The sequence below is a fragment of the Rothia terrae genome (genome assembly GCF_014705925.2).
Taxonomy (GTDB): Bacteria; Actinomycetota; Actinomycetes; order Actinomycetales; family Micrococcaceae; genus Rothia; species Rothia terrae.
Genome location: NZ_CP061539.1, coordinates 1,630,259 through 1,647,646 on the forward strand (window position 1 = coordinate 1,630,259; position 17,388 = coordinate 1,647,646).

A 17,388-nucleotide genomic window follows, 5' to 3' on the forward strand; every position below is an offset into this window, starting at 1 on the left:
ACCACGCTGCTCTAGACTCAAGAATTAGCGGTCGGTCTTACGTGCTTTGCGAATTGGCTTTAGCCCCGGAGGCAGCGGGGCTGCTTGCGGTGAAGACTTCTTTACGGGTTGTTGCGGTTGTGTTTTCGCAGGCGAAGACACTTTCTTGCCCGTCTGCGACGGAGTTGCGCGCCGCTCAGTAGAAGCATTCTTTGGTCGACGAGTTACCGCAACTTCCGCACCGCGCGAGGACGTAGTGCCCCTAGATGAAGCTGAGTCTGCAGATACAGGACGCTTTGCGGCAGGAGAAGCACTCACCTTTGATGAGTCAGTACGGCGGGCTTTTGCCGAGGCATTACGTTGCGTTTGCTGCTGACGCTTACGTTCTGTACGAACAGGCGAAGGAGGATGCGCACCGCGTCCTTGACCGGACTGGGCCGGTGCAGGACGCCTACGTTGAGGTGAAGAAGTAGCGGTCTGCAAACCCAGGCGAGCCAGCACAGGACTCCAGTCAATGGGAGCCTCGTGGGCGCGAGCTTTTTCTTCTTCGCGGATAACAGGCAACAGCTTAGCGCGTCGTTCAGCGTCCTTACGTTCTAAGGGATTGGCAAGACGCGCGGGATCATCAAGACGCGGCTCCCCCGCCAGAGAGGTCAAAGGGGTTTGTCGGGCAAAAGCCACCAGGCAGCCAGCAGCTGCCATTGAAGCCATGAGAGAGGTACCACCGTAAGAAACGAACGGTAGCGGCACACCGATCACGGGGCCCATGCCTGTCACCATTGCAACGTTGATGAGCATCTGAGCTGAGAGCCACAGCAGAATGCCCGAGGTTGCCAAACGGATGTAACGGTCTGAGGAGCGCAACAAAATGCGCACCGCACAATAAATCAGACCCACATACAGCACCAGCGTCATAATGGTTCCGACCAGTCCCAGTTCTTCACCAATAATTGCGAAGATGTAGTCGTTATGCGCCTCAGGTAGGTAACTGTACTTCTGGCGCGACTGGCCAAGACCTACTCCCCAAATACCACCGGTCGCTAGAGCAGCCATACCGGCATTGGACTGATCGCAGACAAAGCCGGTGCAGTTACCAAATACCGCGAAAATACGATCAAGACGGTTAGGGCTGGTGAGTACAAAAATCAGGCCCACGAAACCGACCGCCGCGATTGCACCGAGCATAAGTTTCTTCGGCACACCGAGCATCCACAGCATACCCACATAAATAATCGAATACACGATTACGGTACCTAAGTCGTGGCCCAGCAGAATCATGAAAACCAGCGCACCAAAGCCCACAGCGGATGGCACAACGATTTTGAAAATACTATCGCCAAGCTTAGATTTCGATAGATCTCCGCGCAGGTTCAAAACATAGGCCAGCCACAGGATTAAGAGAAGTTTGCTAATTTCTGAGGGCTGAAGGCTCTGTCCACCTAGCCGAATCCAGTTACGGTTACCGTTGATGGTTACACCCGCAACAATCACAGCTAACTGCATGACAAGGGCCAAGGCGAGCAAGAGATGAGGCACAACCTTATTGCGATACCAGGTCACCGGAGTCAGCGACGCAACAAGCATGATAATCACGCCCAATGCAGCCGAACGCAGCTGGCTAAACGCCTGAGCGTAGGGCTCAAGTCCCTGAGCGATACTTTCAACAAACGACGCTGAAAGAACCATCATGCAACCGAAACCGGTCAGCAACAAAGCAAGCAACCACAGCAGTAGCGGCACATCTTTGATGCTCATCATCGAAAAACGGTTATATGCCCGATCATAGGTACGACGTAGCGAAGACACTTTGCGCCTAGGCAACGGCATACGCGAAGAATCTGACCGGCTAGCGGCAGGTGCGCTCATGAACTTCTCTCCTCAATATCAAAAGATATCTCAGTGGTTTTACGCTGTGATTGTACAAGCTAAAAGTGTAAAGAACAGCCGAAAATCCTAGGACTTTCGGCTGTTCTTAAAGCGGGTTTTAACCGTTGATGTCATCTACTAATTTGGCAACCGCATCAATAAATGTATTGCCACGGTGCGCATAGGTGTCGAACTGGTCCATGGATGCAGCAGCCGGAGCCATCAACACGGTGTCATCTTGAGCTGACAGTTCATGCGCTACAGCCACTGCTTGGCTCATTGCCCAATGCCCATCGGTCGGGTCAAGACCCTGGTCTTTAGCTCGCTCTGTGATGTTATGAACCGGGACCTCCGGCGCGTGGTGCTCTAGAGCGTCCAGTAGCTTTTGGTGATCGGTGCCAATCACAATGACCGCTTTGAGTCGGTCTTTGTGTTCGGTGACCAGTTCATCGTATTCCACGCCTTTAGAGAGGCCGCCGGCAATCCAGATAACAGGCTTAAAAGACGCCAGCGATGCGTTTGCTGCGTGCGGGTTCGTAGCCTTAGAGTCGTTTACCCACAGCACTCCGTGAGTGTTTGCTACTAACTGGATGCGGTGAGCACCGGGCTCGTAGGCACGCAAACCTTCGCGGATCTTTTCAGGTTCAATCTCGGCTGCGCGTGCTAAAGCAGAAGCAGCCAAAGCGTTTTCAATGGTGTGGCGGGTTGGAAGCTGACCGGTATCTTGAACCGCACCAATTTCCAGAGCCTTCGTGTGGCGATCGTCCAAGAAGGCACGGTCAATTAGCAGGCCGTCAATGACGCCAAGCATTGAGATGCTAGGAGTATTTGCCCAGAAACCGATAGCACGCGCGCCTTCAATCACGTCAGCTTCTTCAACCATCTTTACGATTTCGTTCTGGTTAGCGTTGAAAATGCAGGCAACCTGAGTGTTCTCGTAGATACGAGCCTTATCAGCCAAGTAGTTAGCGTAACCCTCATGCCAGTCGACGTGATCTTCAGCGACGTTCAAAACAACCGAAGCTAGTGGAGACATGCTGTGGGTCCAGTGCAACTGGAAGCTTGAAAGTTCAACAGCGAAGAAGTCGTATTCCACCGGATCGCGTAGCGCATCAAGAATGGGAGTACCCACATTGCCTACAGCAATCGCTTTGAACCCAGCGGTCTGCAAAATCGATTCGAGCATACCCACAGTGGTGGTCTTACCGTTTGTGCCGGTAATGCACAGCCACTGCGCCGTCTTGCGTCCTTCGCGTTCGCGCAACCGCCAGGCAAGCTCTACATCGCCCCAAATTTGTACCCCTTGCTTAACCGCGTCGGCAAGAATACCGAGGGTCGGACGCAATCCGGGTGAAGTGATGACGAGGTCAGCTTTGTCACCGTCAACGGTGGGAAGATTGTCCATGACGCCTTCGCCCAGAAGGACGTCTGCCGCACCGATAATGCGAAGAGTCTGTTCTTTTTCTTGATTGACATCGCTGGCGTTGCCGTCCACAACAACAACGCGGGCACCAAGTTCAATAAGGGTGTCTGCTGCTGAGAAGCCTGAGACGCCCAGACCAGCCACAACGACTTTCAGTCCCGCCCAGTCAGAATCCCAGCTAGTGAGCTGATCTAAACGAGCATTGGGCAAAATAGGGTTTTCGTTGGTTGCTCGCATTAGAGCATTCCTCCCTCGCTGATGAGCCAATCACCGTAGAACAGGCCAAGCGCGGCGAGTACAAAGAGACCGGCAATAATCCAGAAGCGGACAACAACCTTAACCTCGGGCCAGCCCAGCAGCTCAAAGTGGTGCTGCAAAGGTGCCATACGGAAGATGCGCTTACCGCCTGAAATTTTGAAGTAGCCAACCTGCAAAATAACGGATGCTGAAATCATGACGAATAGACCGGCAATAATGATGAGCAGCAGTTCAGTACGAGTCAGAATTGCGAAAGCAGCAAGTGCACCGCCCAGACCCAGCGAACCGGTGTCGCCCATAAAGATGGATGCAGGTGAGGTGTTCCACCAGAGGAAACCGATGAGTGAGCCAACCAGTGCTGCCGCCATCATAGAAAGTTGCAGTGAGTCACGTACTTCGTAGCAGACCCCATCTGTTGCGCCTGGCAGGCACAGGTGCTTGTTCTGCCACATGGTCATCAGCATGTAACCGCTGAATACCATGATGGCGACGCCTGATGCCAAACCATCAAGACCGTCGGTCAGGTTAACCGCGTTGGTGGTTGCGGTAGCAATAAGGTTAGCCCACAAGACAAAGAGAATAACGCCGATAATCGACCCGAAGAAGGCCAAGTCAAAAGCGGTATCTCGAGTAAAAGATACGTGAGTGGAGGCCGGAGTCCAACCATACTGGTTGGGGAACCACAGTGCCAAGACACCAAAAATAACGCCGATGAGACCCTGCAAGAAAATCTTGCCTTTAGGAGTCAAACCTTCAGACTGCTTCTTAGCGATTTTCTTGTAGTCATCGATGAAACCAACGCCGGCCATGCCGAGCATCAAGAAGAGAAGAAGACAGACAGAAACAGAAGGCAGCGCCTGGGTACCAAACAGCAAAGCTGAAAGCAACATAGACAGCAAGAAACCACCGGTTGCACCAGCCATAATGACGACACCGCCCATAGTGGGGGTACCGCGCTTAACTTGGTGCGAGGTAGGGCCGTCTTCACGAATGAACTGGCCGTAATGCTGTCGCACCAAGTACTTGGTGAACATCGGTGTACCAAAAATCGAGATAAGCAGACCAAAAGCGGCTGCTAACAGGATTGGAATCATAGGAGTTCTTTGTGCCTTCCCTTGTTATTCCTGCGTATCGTCCGGCGTCGTTTTCGCGCCAAAGTCTGAGTTTACAGGGTTCACGAAGTCTCCAGCACTTAACCACGATGCGGTGCGCGTCTCAGTAGCGTGGTTTTCCGGTGCGTCCTGCGCTACCTGATCGCCGAGATCTTTGACTTTGGCCGCGTTGGAAGACTTGAAAAGTACAACGTCGCCTGGTGCAAGCTCAGAACGTAGGATTTCCAGGGCCTGGTCGTTGGTTTCTACCCAGGTTGCTTCATTTCCCCAGGACCCCTCAAGATGAGCAGCATTGTAGATAGGCTTAGCTTCTGCGCCGATAGCAATCAACTTAGAAATATTCATGCGCACCGCTAGGCGACCGAGCTTGTCATGTTCCTCAGCAGAAGCATCACCCAGTTCTAGCATGGCGCCAAGCACTGCCCATGTACGACGCGGGGGCTCCTGGCGACCGAGCTGAGTCAGCGCGCGAAGTGCTGCTGCCATTGATTCCGGGTTGGCATTGTAGGCATCGTTAATAACGGTGACGCCGTCTTCACGTTCGGTACGTTCCATGCGCCAGCGGGATGTGGCACCGAGCTCGTTGAGTTTTTCTGCGATAACAGAGGTTTCGATTCCTACCTGGTACGCCAAGGTAGCAGCTGCCAGCAGGTTGTACACGTGGTGTTCACCGATCAGGCGTGAAGCGATTGCAAAGCTTTGCCCATCGGGAAAATGCAAGGTGAATTCCGGGCATCCGGTAGCGCCGGTGACCAGGTTGGTGGCAGAGACTCGAGGCTGAACGCCACCGTCGTGGTTGGATTCTCCCACACCAAAGTAAATGGTGGGTACTGAGGAACGAGAAATCATACGACGCACGCGGTAGTCGTCATCGTTGAGTGCGAGCGCCTGGCTGACGCCTTCGGCAAGTTCACCCTTGGTTTTTTCGATGTTGTCGACTCCCCCAAATTCGCCAGCGTGAGCTGTACCGACTTTGAGAATCGCACCGACGTCAGGTTTGACAATATTAGCGAGGTACTCGATGTGTCCCAGACCGTCCGCACCCATCTCGATTACGAGATAGCGAGTGTCGTATTCTGCACGGAAGACCGTTAGGGGCACACCGACTTCACCGTTGAACGAGCCCACGGGAGCTACAGTTTTTCCTGCGGTTGCGAAGATGCCGGCAAGGAGGTCTTTAGTGGTGGTTTTACCTGCGGACCCGGTGATTCCGATAACAGTGATTTCGCCCGCTCCACGAAGCTTCTCAATAATGAAAGCAGCCAGGCGCCCCATAGCAAGAACAACGTCGTCCACAAGGACGCTGGGGTACAGCGCTCCGTTGGCGTCAGTGATCTGACGTTCGACTAGGGCTAGTGTTGCACCGGTTTCAAAAGCTGAGGGAACAAAATTATGCCCGTCAGTGGTCTCACCTGGCTTAGCCAAGAACAAAGTACCGGCTACAACCTCGCGTGAATCTGTGGTTGCTGAGCTGACACGGATACTTTGAGCGCTTTCGTCGTCTGCTCCCATAAGCGTTCCGGCTACTGCTTGAGTAACCTCGGCTGCTGAAAGTTCAATCATGGGTTATTGCTTCCTTAGTCCAAGCGGTAGTCGGGCAAAACATCGTAGCCCTGCTGGGTGAGTGCGCGTGCAACTTCTACGCGGTCGTCGAGTTCAAGGTCTTCACCGGCAACGTCCTGAGCGGTTTCGTGGCCGCGTCCGGCAACGACGATTGAGTCGTGTTCACCGGCGATGCTTGCCGCGAATTCGATAGCTCGTGAGCGCGGCTCAATGTTGTGAACTTCTTGAGCGCGAGCGCCCTGTTCCTGAGCTGCGCGAGCGCCGGCTTCTACTGCTTCGCGGATGGGAGCGGGAGCCTCATTGTGAGGATCATCGTCAGTAACAATAACGATGTCTGCATACTGCGCTGCGATATCGCCCATGATAGGACGCTTGGTTTGGTCGCGTTCGCCCGTTGCGCCAAAGACTACGATCACGCGTCCGTCCGCTTCTGCCGGTTCAACAGCTTCTAAGGCTCGTTTGAGAGCATCGGGGTTATGTGCGAAGTCAACGAGCGCGGTTGGCGTGTGAGCAATGAGCTGCATACGACCGGGCACGAGCGGGGTCAAAGTCTCAGGTCGCTTCAGCACAGCCGAGAGAGCCTCAAGGTCTACACCACTTTCTGCCACCATGACAGCGGCTAAGGCAGCGTTCGAAACGTTGAAATCTGCGGGGAGCTGTGTGGAGGTGCGTAGAGTTACGCCGTCGCCACGGACAACGGTGAAATCATGACCGATACCTGAGCGTTTTACGTCCGTAAGAGCCCAATCGTTTTCAGCGAGTTGCGGTGCTACATCATAGCTCTTGCCCATGTTGCTGTACAGACGAACCACGTTGCTCTGCCCCATTGCCTGATCAGCAGAATCAGCCATGGAGGTACCCCACGCATCGTCCGTCAAGATAACAGCTCGTGCGGCACGCTCGGGAGTAAACAAAGCAGCCTTGGATGCGAAATAGCTGTCCATAGTGCCGTGAAGGTCAAGGTGATCCTGAGTCAAGTTAGTAAATCCGGCTACGCTGTAGCGGACGCCATCCACACGACGGTAGTCCAAGGCGTGTGAAGATACTTCCATAGCTGCAGAGGTGATTCCGCGCTCACGCATCAGCGACAGCAAAGAATGTACGTGCGGTGATTCGGGGGTGGTGAGCTTAGAAGGAATAGCTACACCGCCTGCAACAATCTCAATGGTGCCAATCAAACCGGTAGTGTGTTCCAACGACTGCATGATGGAATTAATCATGTAGGTGGTCGTTGTCTTACCGTTGGTGCCGGTGACAGCAAACAGCGAGAAATCATCTGCGTTTTCGGGCTGCGAGTTATAAATTCGAGCAGAAATAGGGCCGACCACGGCGCGCAAGTCCTCGCAGACAAGCAGACCGATGCTCTCTGGCAACTCGCCAATGAGTTCAGCACCGCGCGCGTCCGTCAAGATAGCGGAGGCGCCAGATTTCACTGTAGCTTGAGCGAACTCAGCACCGTGAGCACGAGCGCCAGGTAAGGCCACATAGATATCGCCTGACTGGACTTCTCGCGAGTCCATGCTAAGACCTGTGATCGAAGAGCTACCTGCACTTTCGATCCGAGCCTGATAACCGAGCTCCTCGATGAGGTTCTTTACGCTTTCAACCTCATAGCCGGCAACGTTTGAAGGACGCAGCGTCTGCGCTGAACCCTCAAATTCTGCGGTGTCCACGGTTTCTCCTTGTCATCTGCACGTTTATTTCAAGTGCTCGTAAGCAACAGTAATTTTATTCTATTGCTTATTATTCTTTATCTTTGTCTTCAAACTTAGGCAACACGTTAGGTTCCGTGGTGGAATGCGGAACATTGTAGGTTTGCAGAACTTTCTCCATGAGCTGCGAAAACTGCGCTGTTGCGCCCACGGTGTATACAGAGCCCTGCGGACGCTGCAAAGTGATACCCACGAGGTATTGGGGATCCTCAATGGGCGCCAACCCAATAAACGATGTGGTGTAACCATCGAAACCGGCTTTGGTCTCGCTCGGCGCCTCCGCTGTACCGGTCTTGCCGCCCACGCGATAACCGTTCACCTTAGCATCGCCTGTTTTAGAATGCTCAACAACGTTTTCCATGAGAGTAAGGCACTGCTCGGCTGTCTTCTCAGACACCACCCGAATACCCTCGGCGACTTCAGTCTTATGCTCGGTGCCGTCGGTATCGATAATCGCATCGACGATGCGCGGCTTCAAGCGCACGCCCTTATTGCCAAGAGTCTGGTAAATCATACAGGTCTGCAAGGGAGTCTGAGCTACGCCCTGTCCAAACAGCACAGTGTACTGCTGACGCACGTCCCACTCGCGCCAGTCGCTCACCAATCCCTGGCTCTCACCGCTAAGCTCAATACCGGTGTACTCACCCATGCCGTATTTTTTAATCCAGTCATAGCGCTGTTCAGGGGTCAGCTGCTTTCCGGCAAGAACGGTACCCGTGTTCATAGAGTCGGCGATAATACCGTTCAAAGTACGCTTTTCAGCACCGTGATCAAACGCATCCGTAATCGTCTGACCATCAATCTCAAGTTGCGCGGGAACATCGAAAACCGTCAGAGGGTCAGCTAATCCCTGATCAATAACTGCCGAGGCTGTCAGCAACTTTTCGGTAGAACCAGGCTCAACAGCCTGCGAAATAGCACGCGGAGTCATGTCTTCTAGCTTAAACTTCTCAGAGCCAGGGTCCATGGTCGATGAATCAGCAAGAGCAAGCACAGAGCCATCGCGCACATCCATCACCACGGCACACGCCCACTCAGCTTTCAGCTCATCAGCGCGGGCTTTGACTACCTGCTGCGCGAAGTACTGAATATCCTGGTTGATAGTTAGACGTACACTCTTACCGTTTTCGGCTTGCTTAATGTGTTCCTCGCCCACGGGGATGCGCACACCATCGGCAGAGATTTCGTAGGTTCGGGAGCCAGAAACTCCGGCAAGTTCTTCTTCAAAGACCTTCTCGATACCCACCGAGTAGTTGGTATCTTGAACATCGTTTTCGGTGCCCTCTACCTTTTCTTCAATGATGCTGTAACGACCCACAATAGAGCCGCCGACAGAGCCATCAGGGTAGAGACGATCCGAAATCACCTCGCCGTAAATATACGGAATATCCAATGCGCTAATGCGGTTATAGACATCGGGAGTCACGTTCTCTTTAATCACGTGATAACTGCTATCTCCATCGAGAGCAGTCTTTACGTCGTTGTCCTTCATCTTAAGGATGTCAGCTAGTTCGTACACCACCTGGACAGGACTAATTTTCTCGGACTTATATGTGCCATCGTCCTGCTGCACGTTACGATCAAAATCCTGCACAGCTTTCTGGTCAACGGTGATGTTATACCGCTGAACGGTACGTGCCATCACGTTTCCATTGATATCCAAAATCTCACCGCGCAAAGCAGGAACCTCGACAGTTCGAGTTCGCTGTTCGAGTGCCTTCGCCGCGCGACCGGTCGGATCAAGGCCCTGCAAGTACAGCAAACGACCGCCCAGTGCAGCGGTACCGCCGACCGCCAAAGTACTTGCCAAAAAACCGCGTCGGCCCATAGCGTACTGGGTCTGACGCTTATCTTCAGCGGGCTTTCGTGAACTCACGTGCTCGATAATCCTTTGCGTAGGTGGCTAGAGGTAGAAATTACTGGTTGGACGAAGGAGTAGGCTTTGCTGAGCTATTGGGAGTAGCTGTAGCGCTTGCCGAAGCTTTAGCTTCTTTCTCCTTCTTCTCTTTCTCTGCTTTTTCTTTTTCTTCCTTTTGCGCTTGCTCCTGCGCACGCTGCGTTGCCGTTGCATACGCATCGGTATCTGAAAGCGCCGGAGGGTCAATCATGTTCTTGTTGTAGTCAGGCTTATCAGAATCGTTTTCTGACTTCACAACAGGGGCAGGAGTACCGCTAATAGTATTTCCGCGGATATCGAGAGTCGCCTGCTGATGAGCCGCCACCATTCCCAGCTGGCTCGCTCGCACGGCCAAACTCTGGGGCGCCTGGTAGAACTCAATCTCCTGCGATAACTGCTCATTTTCTTGACGCAGGGCAGTCTCTTGCGCACGAAGCTCCACCAGTTCATACTGACGCTGAGTGATTTTGATGTTCAAGACCAAGATCATCGCCAGCGCCATCAAGATACCGAGCACCACGAAGAAAACGTAGTGGCGGCGTCCGCGCGGACCAATGGAAGGCAGAACTGCTAACGGTGCTCTCTCTCGTCGGCGGGCAGGACGCGCCTGCTTGGCGGTGCCGGCTCGCTGAGACTTATGAGCGGCTTGCGAAGCAGCTTTCTCGCGCACAACCGATAGGTGTGCACCTGCTGGGGTGGACGCCTGTTGCTCGTTGAAGCGAGGTTCTGCGCTCATAACTTTCCTTTAGCTACTTAATCTTTTCTGCGGCACGCAATTTCGCGCTAGCTGCGCGGGAGTTCTCAGCAATTTCCGCCTCTGTGGGGGGTTCGGCTCCACGGGTGATGATTTTCAGTGAAGGCTTGTGCTCTTCTAGCTCTACCGGAAATCCCTTGGGAGCGCTCGAGGTAGCGCGTTCAGTTAGCACGCGCTTGACAATCTTGTCTTCCAAGCTGTGATAACTCATCGCAACGATGCGTCCGCCAACATTCAAAGTATCAATCGCGTTGGGAACAGCGCGCTCTAGGGCATCTAGCTCGTGGTTGACTTCGATACGCAAAGCCTGGAAGGTGCGCTTGGCGGGGTGCCCGCCTTTGCGCTGTGCACCAACGGGCACCGCTTTTTGAATAACTTTCACGAGCTCGCCAGTGGTTTCAAAGGGTTTCTGCTCGCGCTGACGGACAATAGCCGATGCGATTTTTCCGGCAAATTTTTCTTCACCGTACGTGCGCATGATGCGTCGGAGCTCAGCTTCTTCGTACTCGTTGACAACGGTTTGGGCGGTCAAGGACTCGGTGGAATCCATGCGCATATCAAGCGGCGCGTCGTACGAGTAGGCAAAGCCGCGTTCCCGCTCATCAAGCTGCATTGATGAAACACCGAGATCAAGCAACACACCGTCAATACCTGAAAATCCTAGGTCGGCAACAGCCTCGGGGATTTCGTCATACACCGCATGAACAGGCTTAAAACGATCTCCAAAGCGAGCAAGACGCTCCCCCGCCAAACGGTGCGCCATCAAATCGCGGTCAATACCAATCATCGTCAAATCAGGAAAACGCTCCAACATAAATTCTGAATGGCCGCCCATACCTAAGGTGCCGTCCACAACGACAGCACCGGGACGCGAAATAGCCGGAGCCAACAATTCAAGACAGCGATCAAGCATGACAGGAACGTGCCTATCTTTAGCAGCCTTTTCAGAAGCTAAAGGTTCTGGGGTTGCCCCGAACATCTCAGTGTTCTTGTCCATTCGCTTCCTCACCGTTGTCTTTATATCGTCTCTTTACCCGAGCCTAAAGCCCGGGAATAATGTCTTGATCAGTTTCAGCAAACTGACTTTCTTGCTCCTGCAGGTAACTCTCCCATGCAGCAGCACTCCAAATTTCGGCTCGAGTTCCAGCGCCAATCACCGCTAAATCTTGATCTAGCCCTGCATATTCACGCAGCATCGGCGCAATGGTTACGCGTCCTTGTTTGTCGGGTACCTCGTCGGTTGCTCCGGACAAGAACACACGCACGTAGTCTCGAGCCTGTTTAGATGACATGGACGCCTCACGCATTTGCTCATGTATACGTTCAAATTCTTGAACACTAAATACATATAAACAGCGCTCCTGACCTCGTGTAATCACAAGACCGTCAGCAAGCTGAGGTCGGAATTTAGCCGGCAAAATCAGTCGTCCTTTGACATCAAGACGAGGTGTATATGTTCCTAGAAACATATAACCGCCTCCTGCGCCATTTTTGACAAGTTATTTACCCGAAAAATAGCTATAAATTCCGCCCGGTTCATCTAACTTGCACCACTTTACTCCACAACGCTCCACCCGTGCACAAAAATTACCATTTTGTGAGTGACTTTATGGCTTTTCACACGAAACACTCGAAAATCTAAAGTTGCACAGACATCGCAAAACGGCGGATGCTTATTTCCAAGCATCCGCCGTTGAAAGTTTTTAAAGATTAGAAACCGTTTTGTCGTTTATCCCATTTATCTTCCAGGGTTTTCATAAACCCTGAAGATTGTTCTTGTTTTTGTCGGGAGGACGCGCGGTGACGGTTAGTGCCGGCAGGTTGTGCGGTTTTCTTCTGCGATTGGGTGGTGGCCCAGAAAATTCCGGCTCCTGCAATGATGAAGCCGAGAACTCCTACGAGAATGAGTTTGGTGGCAACGCCGGTAACGATAACACCAAGACCCACCAGAGCAACTAGCGAACCGATAACGATGTTACGGGGAGAAACACTGGCGGAACGTACAGCGCTACTACCGGAGTTCATGGAATGAGCAAAAGTGGGATCGTCTGCACCTAGCTGCTTCTCAAGCTGGTCTAATAACCGTTGCTCATGCTCTGAAAGTGGCATCTAGCTCTCCATCGTTGGTCTTTTGCGGCAACTCCCATGAATTTCCCGCTACCTATTGGGGTTTCATGCTCGTTTTACGTCTTGTTTCTCATCATACATTTGCCGGTCACAGCTCGCGCAACCTCTTCACCAATTTGTAGGTGTTACGGTTCTTTTTTCTTCAAGATTGAGGCTGGCACCAGCCCTGTTCCACCGAACTTCGAGTGGATAAGATCCATCGTTTTTTCGGCGTCGTTCCAGTTTGATTCGAACACGTTATCGGTTTTGAGGTTCTCTTCAAAGAGCGAACCTTGAACACCATGCTCTTCAGCCCCCAGCTTTTCAGCGCGAACGCCAATCAGGCGGATAGGGTGCGATACTTCGGGGTTTCCTTCCACCAGAATGCCCAGCTTGGTGAGTTCTCGAATAGAAGCTTTGAAAATTTCGTGACCGGAGGTAGTGGCAGTGGGCAAAATGCAACTTCTGGTGATGGTCTCAAAATCCTGGTTTCTGATTTTGAAGCTCAGCGAGCGCGTTTGTTTTCCGGATTTTCGAAGCCGTCTGGCAACTTTCAAGCTGAGGGTTAGTAGCTCTGCTTTTACTGCTTCTGCATCGCGCGCGTCATGATCGAAGGTGTGCTCAGCACCAATTGATTTTTCTTCCCGGTAGGGGGTAACCGGGCGCGGATCGATTCCTCGAGCGATGTTATACAGGTGTGTTCCTGATGCTGTACCAAATTTTGAGTGCAGGTATGAAAGGTCGTATTCGCGGAGTTGAGCTACCGTGTGGATACCGAGGTTATGGAGCGCTTGCGTGCTTTTGGAGCCTACTCCCCAGAGTTTTCCTACCGGCATAGGGTCTAGGAATTCTTGGACGCGATGCGGAGGAATCACCCACAGTCCGTTGGGTTTAGAGCCTGTTGAAGCCATCTTGGCAATAAATTTGGTGGACGCTATTCCCGCGGATGCGGGGAGCGAGAGTTCTTGCTGAATGCGCTCTCTGATGCTCTGCGCTATGTCTACGGGGTTGCCGAGGCGGGTCATTGCGCCGGTGAGATCCACAAAAGCCTCATCGACGCTGACTTGTTCAACAAGGTCCGTCACGTCGTGCAGGATTTTCATGATTTGTCTGGAGTAATCCCGGTAGATGCGGGAAGGCTCAACGACAATAGCGTGTGGACTCATGCGTAACGCTCTGGAAAGCGGCATGGCTGACCCTACCCCGTCAACGCGGGCTTCGTAGGACGCTGAAAGAACCACTGACCGGGGCGAGTTATGGGCGACTATGATTTTTTGCCCGCGCAGGTGGGGTTTATCGAGTAGCTCCACATTCACAAAGAAGGCGTCCATATCAAGATGCATGATGACCTTAGTCATAATCTCACCCACCTTACGAGCACCGGCCAATAATCGAAGATATATTCGATGATAGTTGTTCAGCGCTTCTCGCGCTACAGAGTGAACCTTTTATGCCATAAGCTGTAAGGAAAGAAACCTAACAGACACATCGGATGAGGAACTTAATGACTGCCAATACCAACGATGCAGGCTACCAGTCGTCCATTCAGGCTGAACAAGCAGAATTTATCGCGGCGCTTGAGTCACAGATGCATGATTTCTTTGCATCGCAGCGGACGGTTGTGGAGCAGGTTTCGCCCGATGCGCTTCCCCTTCTTAATTTTATTGAGTCGCTGTCAACCGGTGGCAAGCGTCTGCGAGCGCTGCTGTGTTACTGGGGTTGGCGAGGCGCTGGCGGTGCTACATTAGCGTCGGAGGTGGTACGTGCAGGTTTGGCGATTGAACTGTTTCAGACCGCAGCTCTGATTCACGATGACATTATCGATAACTCCGATACCCGTCGTGGTGCCCCCGCTGTTCACAAACGATTTGAAGCGATGCATACCGAGAATCGGTGGGCTGGTTCGGTCGCAGATTTTGGTGTCGCCGGTGCTATTTTGTCTGGCGACTTATGTCTATCTATGTCAGAAACCGCGTTCTCATCCGTCGGTCAGGCAGGCGCGTGGGGTACCTATGCCCGTGAGGTCTTTGACGTCATGCGTGCTGAAGTCATGGCGGGCCAGTACCTCGATATTCTGGCTGAGGTAGAGGACGCCGCTGACCCCGATACCGCTTTCCAACGAGCTGAACGCGTGATTCGCTACAAGTCAGCCAAGTATTCCTGTGAGCATCCCCTTGTTTTGGGTGGAGCTCTAGCCAGCGGTGCGACAGCCGGAAAGCCATCTACTTTGTTGCAGGATTTCAGTAACTTCGCGCTTCCCCTGGGTGAAGGCTTTCAGATGCGCGATGACATCCTAGGCGTCTTTGGCGAGCCTGAGGTTACCGGCAAGCCAGCGGGCGACGATCTTCGCGAAGGTAAACGAACCGTACTGATTGCGCTCACTGAAAAGAATTCGACCGCGCAACAGGTTCAGCTTCTCAACAGCTCGTTGGGTTCACCGAATTTGAGCCTTGAGAAGGTTCAGGAACTTCAGCAACTCATCTCTGGTTCTGGTGCTTTGGCTGAAGTTGAGCAACTGATTGATGATAAGCGCGCGGTGGTTTCTTCTGAGCTCGAAAAAATGTCGGTGGCCGATGATGTGCGTTTCGCGCTAGGACAGATCGCGGTTAAGGCGCTGCACCGTCTGTCGTAGTCTCTTCAGCACCTATAAAGAGGGGTAGAACGCGACATCACAGCATGAGCTGTGACCTCGCGTCCTACCCCTTTGAAGTTCAAAAAGAAGTTCGCTCTTGCAGCTGTTTACCAGGCCATTGCCTGAGCGCGGCGGCGAATTTCGGTCTTGCGTCCGTCGATGAGGGCATCAATGGGACGGCCGGGCAGAGAATCGTCCTCGGTGTAGAGCCATTTGATAGCTTCTTCGGCAGAAAAACCAGCATCTTTCAGTACCTGCAAGGTACCGGGCAGAGGATCTAGCACGCGAGTATCTGAGATGAACAGTGCAGGAATCTTACGCACGTTCGTCTCGGGGTCGCGCAGGGCAATCAGCTGACCGTCTGTAATCAGCGCGTGCACCTTGGTGACCTTCAGGTCGAGTGCCTCGGCGATATCAGGAATAGTGGTCCATTCGCCAACAAGTTCAAAGAGTTCAGAAATATTTTCGTTCACCCTTTAAGAGTGCCAGAAATTTTTACTTTTTGCTCAGGCGTGACTGTTTTTGCCTCGATATCCGGTGCGATGACTACGATAGTCAGGTATCTTCATTATTTTTTAAGGTTGATGTTCTACTCTGGTGCTAATGAATACAGCAAAAAGTGGTAGGGCGTGGCTGACCGGCGCTATTTTCTCTGGTCACTATGAGGTGGGCTCTCTGATTGCCCGCGGCGGCATGTCAGAGGTGTACCATGCCGTTGATTTGTGGTCGAACAACCCCGTAGCCGTCAAGGTGCTACTCCCCCAGTTTTCGCAGGATGCCTCTGTTCAGCAGAAGTTCTTTCGTGAGGAACGTTCTTTGCGGCAGGTCCGCCACAAGGCTGTTGTAAGTGTTATTGATTCCGGCACGGAGTACCTCAACGGCTCCGATGTGATGTTCCTGGTGCTCGAGTACGTGCACGGTTGCACCCTTCACCAGCTCCTCAAAATACGCCCTGTTTTCTCGGTGGCCGAAGTTTTTGACATTATGCTGCCTATCGTTGAAGGGCTCTCCGAGGTGCACGCGCTATCGCTGATTCACCGCGATATCAAACCGGGAAATGTTCTCATGAGCTCAGCAGAACACGCGGTCAAGCTCGCGGACTTTGGGTTAACGCGTCGCCAAGATCAGTCGTGGACGGGTTCGCTGATGGGCACTCCCCCGTACGTGGCACCTGAAATTGTGTCAGCGCGCGGTGAGGTTGGCCCGCAAAGCGATATCTTTGCGCTCGGCGTCATGCTCTACCGTATGCTCAGCGGCCGCCTGCCCTTTGGCGGCATGGATGATCAGCAAGTTCTCTATCACAACGTCAATACGGAGCTCCCCAGCATCACACGGTATGCGCCGGGACTGTCGCAGGACATCGTAGGACTTATTAAATGGTGCACCCGCAAATCCCCTAGCGCACGCCCTGAAAACGCCACCGAACTCTTTGAAGTGATGTGTGAAATCAAGGATGCGTTGGCGCCTGCCGAACTCACCTACAAGGCTTCTATTGCTACCGAGGCTCACCACGATTTCTGGCTAGATGTTGCAGAGATTGCTGAGGTATCAGGGGCTAACCAGGCTCTTCGCCATCAATCTATCACTGCCTTCGGAAACGCAAAAGATCTGTTGGAAGAAACAGAGGGTTCCCCCGTGGATTTGCGCCCGTACGCGCATACTCCCACGGATTCTACCCCCGATGAGGACGACGATGAGTGGGGGGATCCAGGAGTCAATGATGAATCCGCCGCAGACAAAACTCAGGTCTACACCGTAAATGAGCTCCGGCAAGTACCTATTTCAGCTGAGTATTCTCCGAGCCACAGGTCGGTAGGCGCAAGCGTCACTTCTCGCCCATCCCAGCCCACCGTAACTATTGTTGCGCAGAAAGCCAGCGACCCGCATCGTCCCTTAGAACCCTATGTTGCCCCAAAGGCTCCGGCACAGATAGCGGGAATTGCCGTAGCTCTCGTTGCGGCCGCTTTTCTCGCAAGTTTTCTAGGCTGGTGGTTAGCAACTGAACTTATGAGCACCCCGTGGTGGCAGAACCTGATGGGCTAGCTTTCATCACCATCAGCCTAAAATGCACAAGCAGGACGCACGA

General features: G+C 52.9%; 14 protein-coding genes. 2 read left to right on the forward strand and 12 right to left on the reverse strand.

The window, feature by feature from the left end; genetic code table 11:
* Nucleotides 1-24: 24 nt before the first annotated feature.
* The 11 genes from IDM49_RS07545 to dinB all read right to left on the reverse strand — a co-directional run bounded on the left by IDM49_RS07545 (nucleotide 25) and on the right by dinB (nucleotide 14,028).
* Complete coding sequence (locus IDM49_RS07545) at nucleotides 25-1,845, reverse strand: FtsW/RodA/SpoVE family cell cycle protein (RefSeq protein WP_190724060.1); 1,821 nt, start codon at nucleotides 1,843-1,845, stop codon at nucleotides 25-27.
* 118 nt (nucleotides 1,846-1,963) lie between these two features.
* Complete coding sequence (gene murD / locus IDM49_RS07550) at nucleotides 1,964-3,505, reverse strand: UDP-N-acetylmuramoyl-L-alanine--D-glutamate ligase (protein ID WP_190724061.1); 1,542 nt, start codon at nucleotides 3,503-3,505, stop codon at nucleotides 1,964-1,966.
* Complete coding sequence (mraY, locus tag IDM49_RS07555; RefSeq protein WP_168615555.1) at nucleotides 3,505-4,620, reverse strand: phospho-N-acetylmuramoyl-pentapeptide-transferase; 1,116 nt, start codon at nucleotides 4,618-4,620, stop codon at nucleotides 3,505-3,507. The genes murD and mraY overlap by 1 nt, the downstream gene beginning before the upstream one ends.
* A gap of 24 nt (nucleotides 4,621-4,644) precedes the next feature.
* Complete coding sequence (locus IDM49_RS07560) at nucleotides 4,645-6,201, reverse strand: UDP-N-acetylmuramoyl-tripeptide--D-alanyl-D-alanine ligase (protein WP_190724062.1); 1,557 nt, start codon at nucleotides 6,199-6,201, stop codon at nucleotides 4,645-4,647.
* 14 nt (nucleotides 6,202-6,215) lie between these two features.
* Nucleotides 6,216-7,874, reverse strand: coding sequence for a UDP-N-acetylmuramoyl-L-alanyl-D-glutamate--2,6-diaminopimelate ligase (locus IDM49_RS07565; RefSeq protein WP_190724063.1), 1,659 nt, complete (start codon nucleotides 7,872-7,874; stop codon nucleotides 6,216-6,218).
* 70 nt (nucleotides 7,875-7,944) lie between these two features.
* Nucleotides 7,945-9,789: a peptidoglycan D,D-transpeptidase FtsI family protein gene (locus IDM49_RS07570; RefSeq protein ID WP_228008041.1), complete on the reverse strand. Its 1,845-nt coding sequence runs from the start codon at nucleotides 9,787-9,789 to the stop codon at nucleotides 7,945-7,947.
* 40 nt (nucleotides 9,790-9,829) lie between these two features.
* On the reverse strand, nucleotides 9,830-10,546 hold the full coding sequence (locus IDM49_RS07575; RefSeq protein WP_168615552.1) for a hypothetical protein: 717 nt from the start codon (nucleotides 10,544-10,546) through the stop codon (nucleotides 9,830-9,832).
* Between the two features lie 13 nt (nucleotides 10,547-10,559).
* Nucleotides 10,560-11,561 (reverse strand): 16S rRNA (cytosine(1402)-N(4))-methyltransferase RsmH, encoded by a 1,002-nt coding sequence (gene rsmH, locus IDM49_RS07580; RefSeq protein WP_168615551.1) that lies wholly within the window; start codon nucleotides 11,559-11,561, stop codon nucleotides 10,560-10,562.
* Between the two features lie 43 nt (nucleotides 11,562-11,604).
* Nucleotides 11,605-12,033, reverse strand: coding sequence for a division/cell wall cluster transcriptional repressor MraZ (gene mraZ / locus IDM49_RS07585; RefSeq protein WP_190724064.1), 429 nt, complete (start codon nucleotides 12,031-12,033; stop codon nucleotides 11,605-11,607).
* A gap of 241 nt (nucleotides 12,034-12,274) precedes the next feature.
* The gene (locus IDM49_RS07590) at nucleotides 12,275-12,673 is read right to left on the reverse strand and encodes a DUF3040 domain-containing protein (protein ID WP_168615549.1); all 399 of its coding nucleotides are present in this window, start codon (nucleotides 12,671-12,673) and stop codon (nucleotides 12,275-12,277) included.
* A gap of 143 nt (nucleotides 12,674-12,816) precedes the next feature.
* Nucleotides 12,817-14,028, reverse strand: coding sequence for a DNA polymerase IV (gene dinB, locus IDM49_RS07595; protein WP_190724065.1), 1,212 nt, complete (start codon nucleotides 14,026-14,028; stop codon nucleotides 12,817-12,819).
* A gap of 146 nt (nucleotides 14,029-14,174) precedes the next feature.
* Here dinB and IDM49_RS07600 point away from each other — a divergent pair, with 146 nt between their 5' ends.
* Entirely contained in the window at nucleotides 14,175-15,302 is a 1,128-nt protein-coding gene (locus IDM49_RS07600) for a polyprenyl synthetase family protein (protein ID WP_190724066.1), read from the forward strand.
* A 107-nt stretch (nucleotides 15,303-15,409) separates the two neighbouring features.
* Here IDM49_RS07600 and IDM49_RS07605 read toward each other — a convergent pair whose 3' ends face one another.
* Nucleotides 15,410-15,775, reverse strand: a complete 366-nt coding sequence (locus IDM49_RS07605) for an Rv2175c family DNA-binding protein (RefSeq protein WP_228008042.1) — start codon at nucleotides 15,773-15,775, stop codon at nucleotides 15,410-15,412.
* 130 nt (nucleotides 15,776-15,905) lie between these two features.
* Between IDM49_RS07605 and IDM49_RS07610 the strand changes: the two genes are divergently transcribed.
* Nucleotides 15,906-17,345, forward strand: coding sequence for a serine/threonine protein kinase (locus IDM49_RS07610; protein ID WP_190724067.1), 1,440 nt, complete (start codon nucleotides 15,906-15,908; stop codon nucleotides 17,343-17,345).
* The last annotated feature ends 43 nt before the right edge of the window (nucleotides 17,346-17,388 follow it).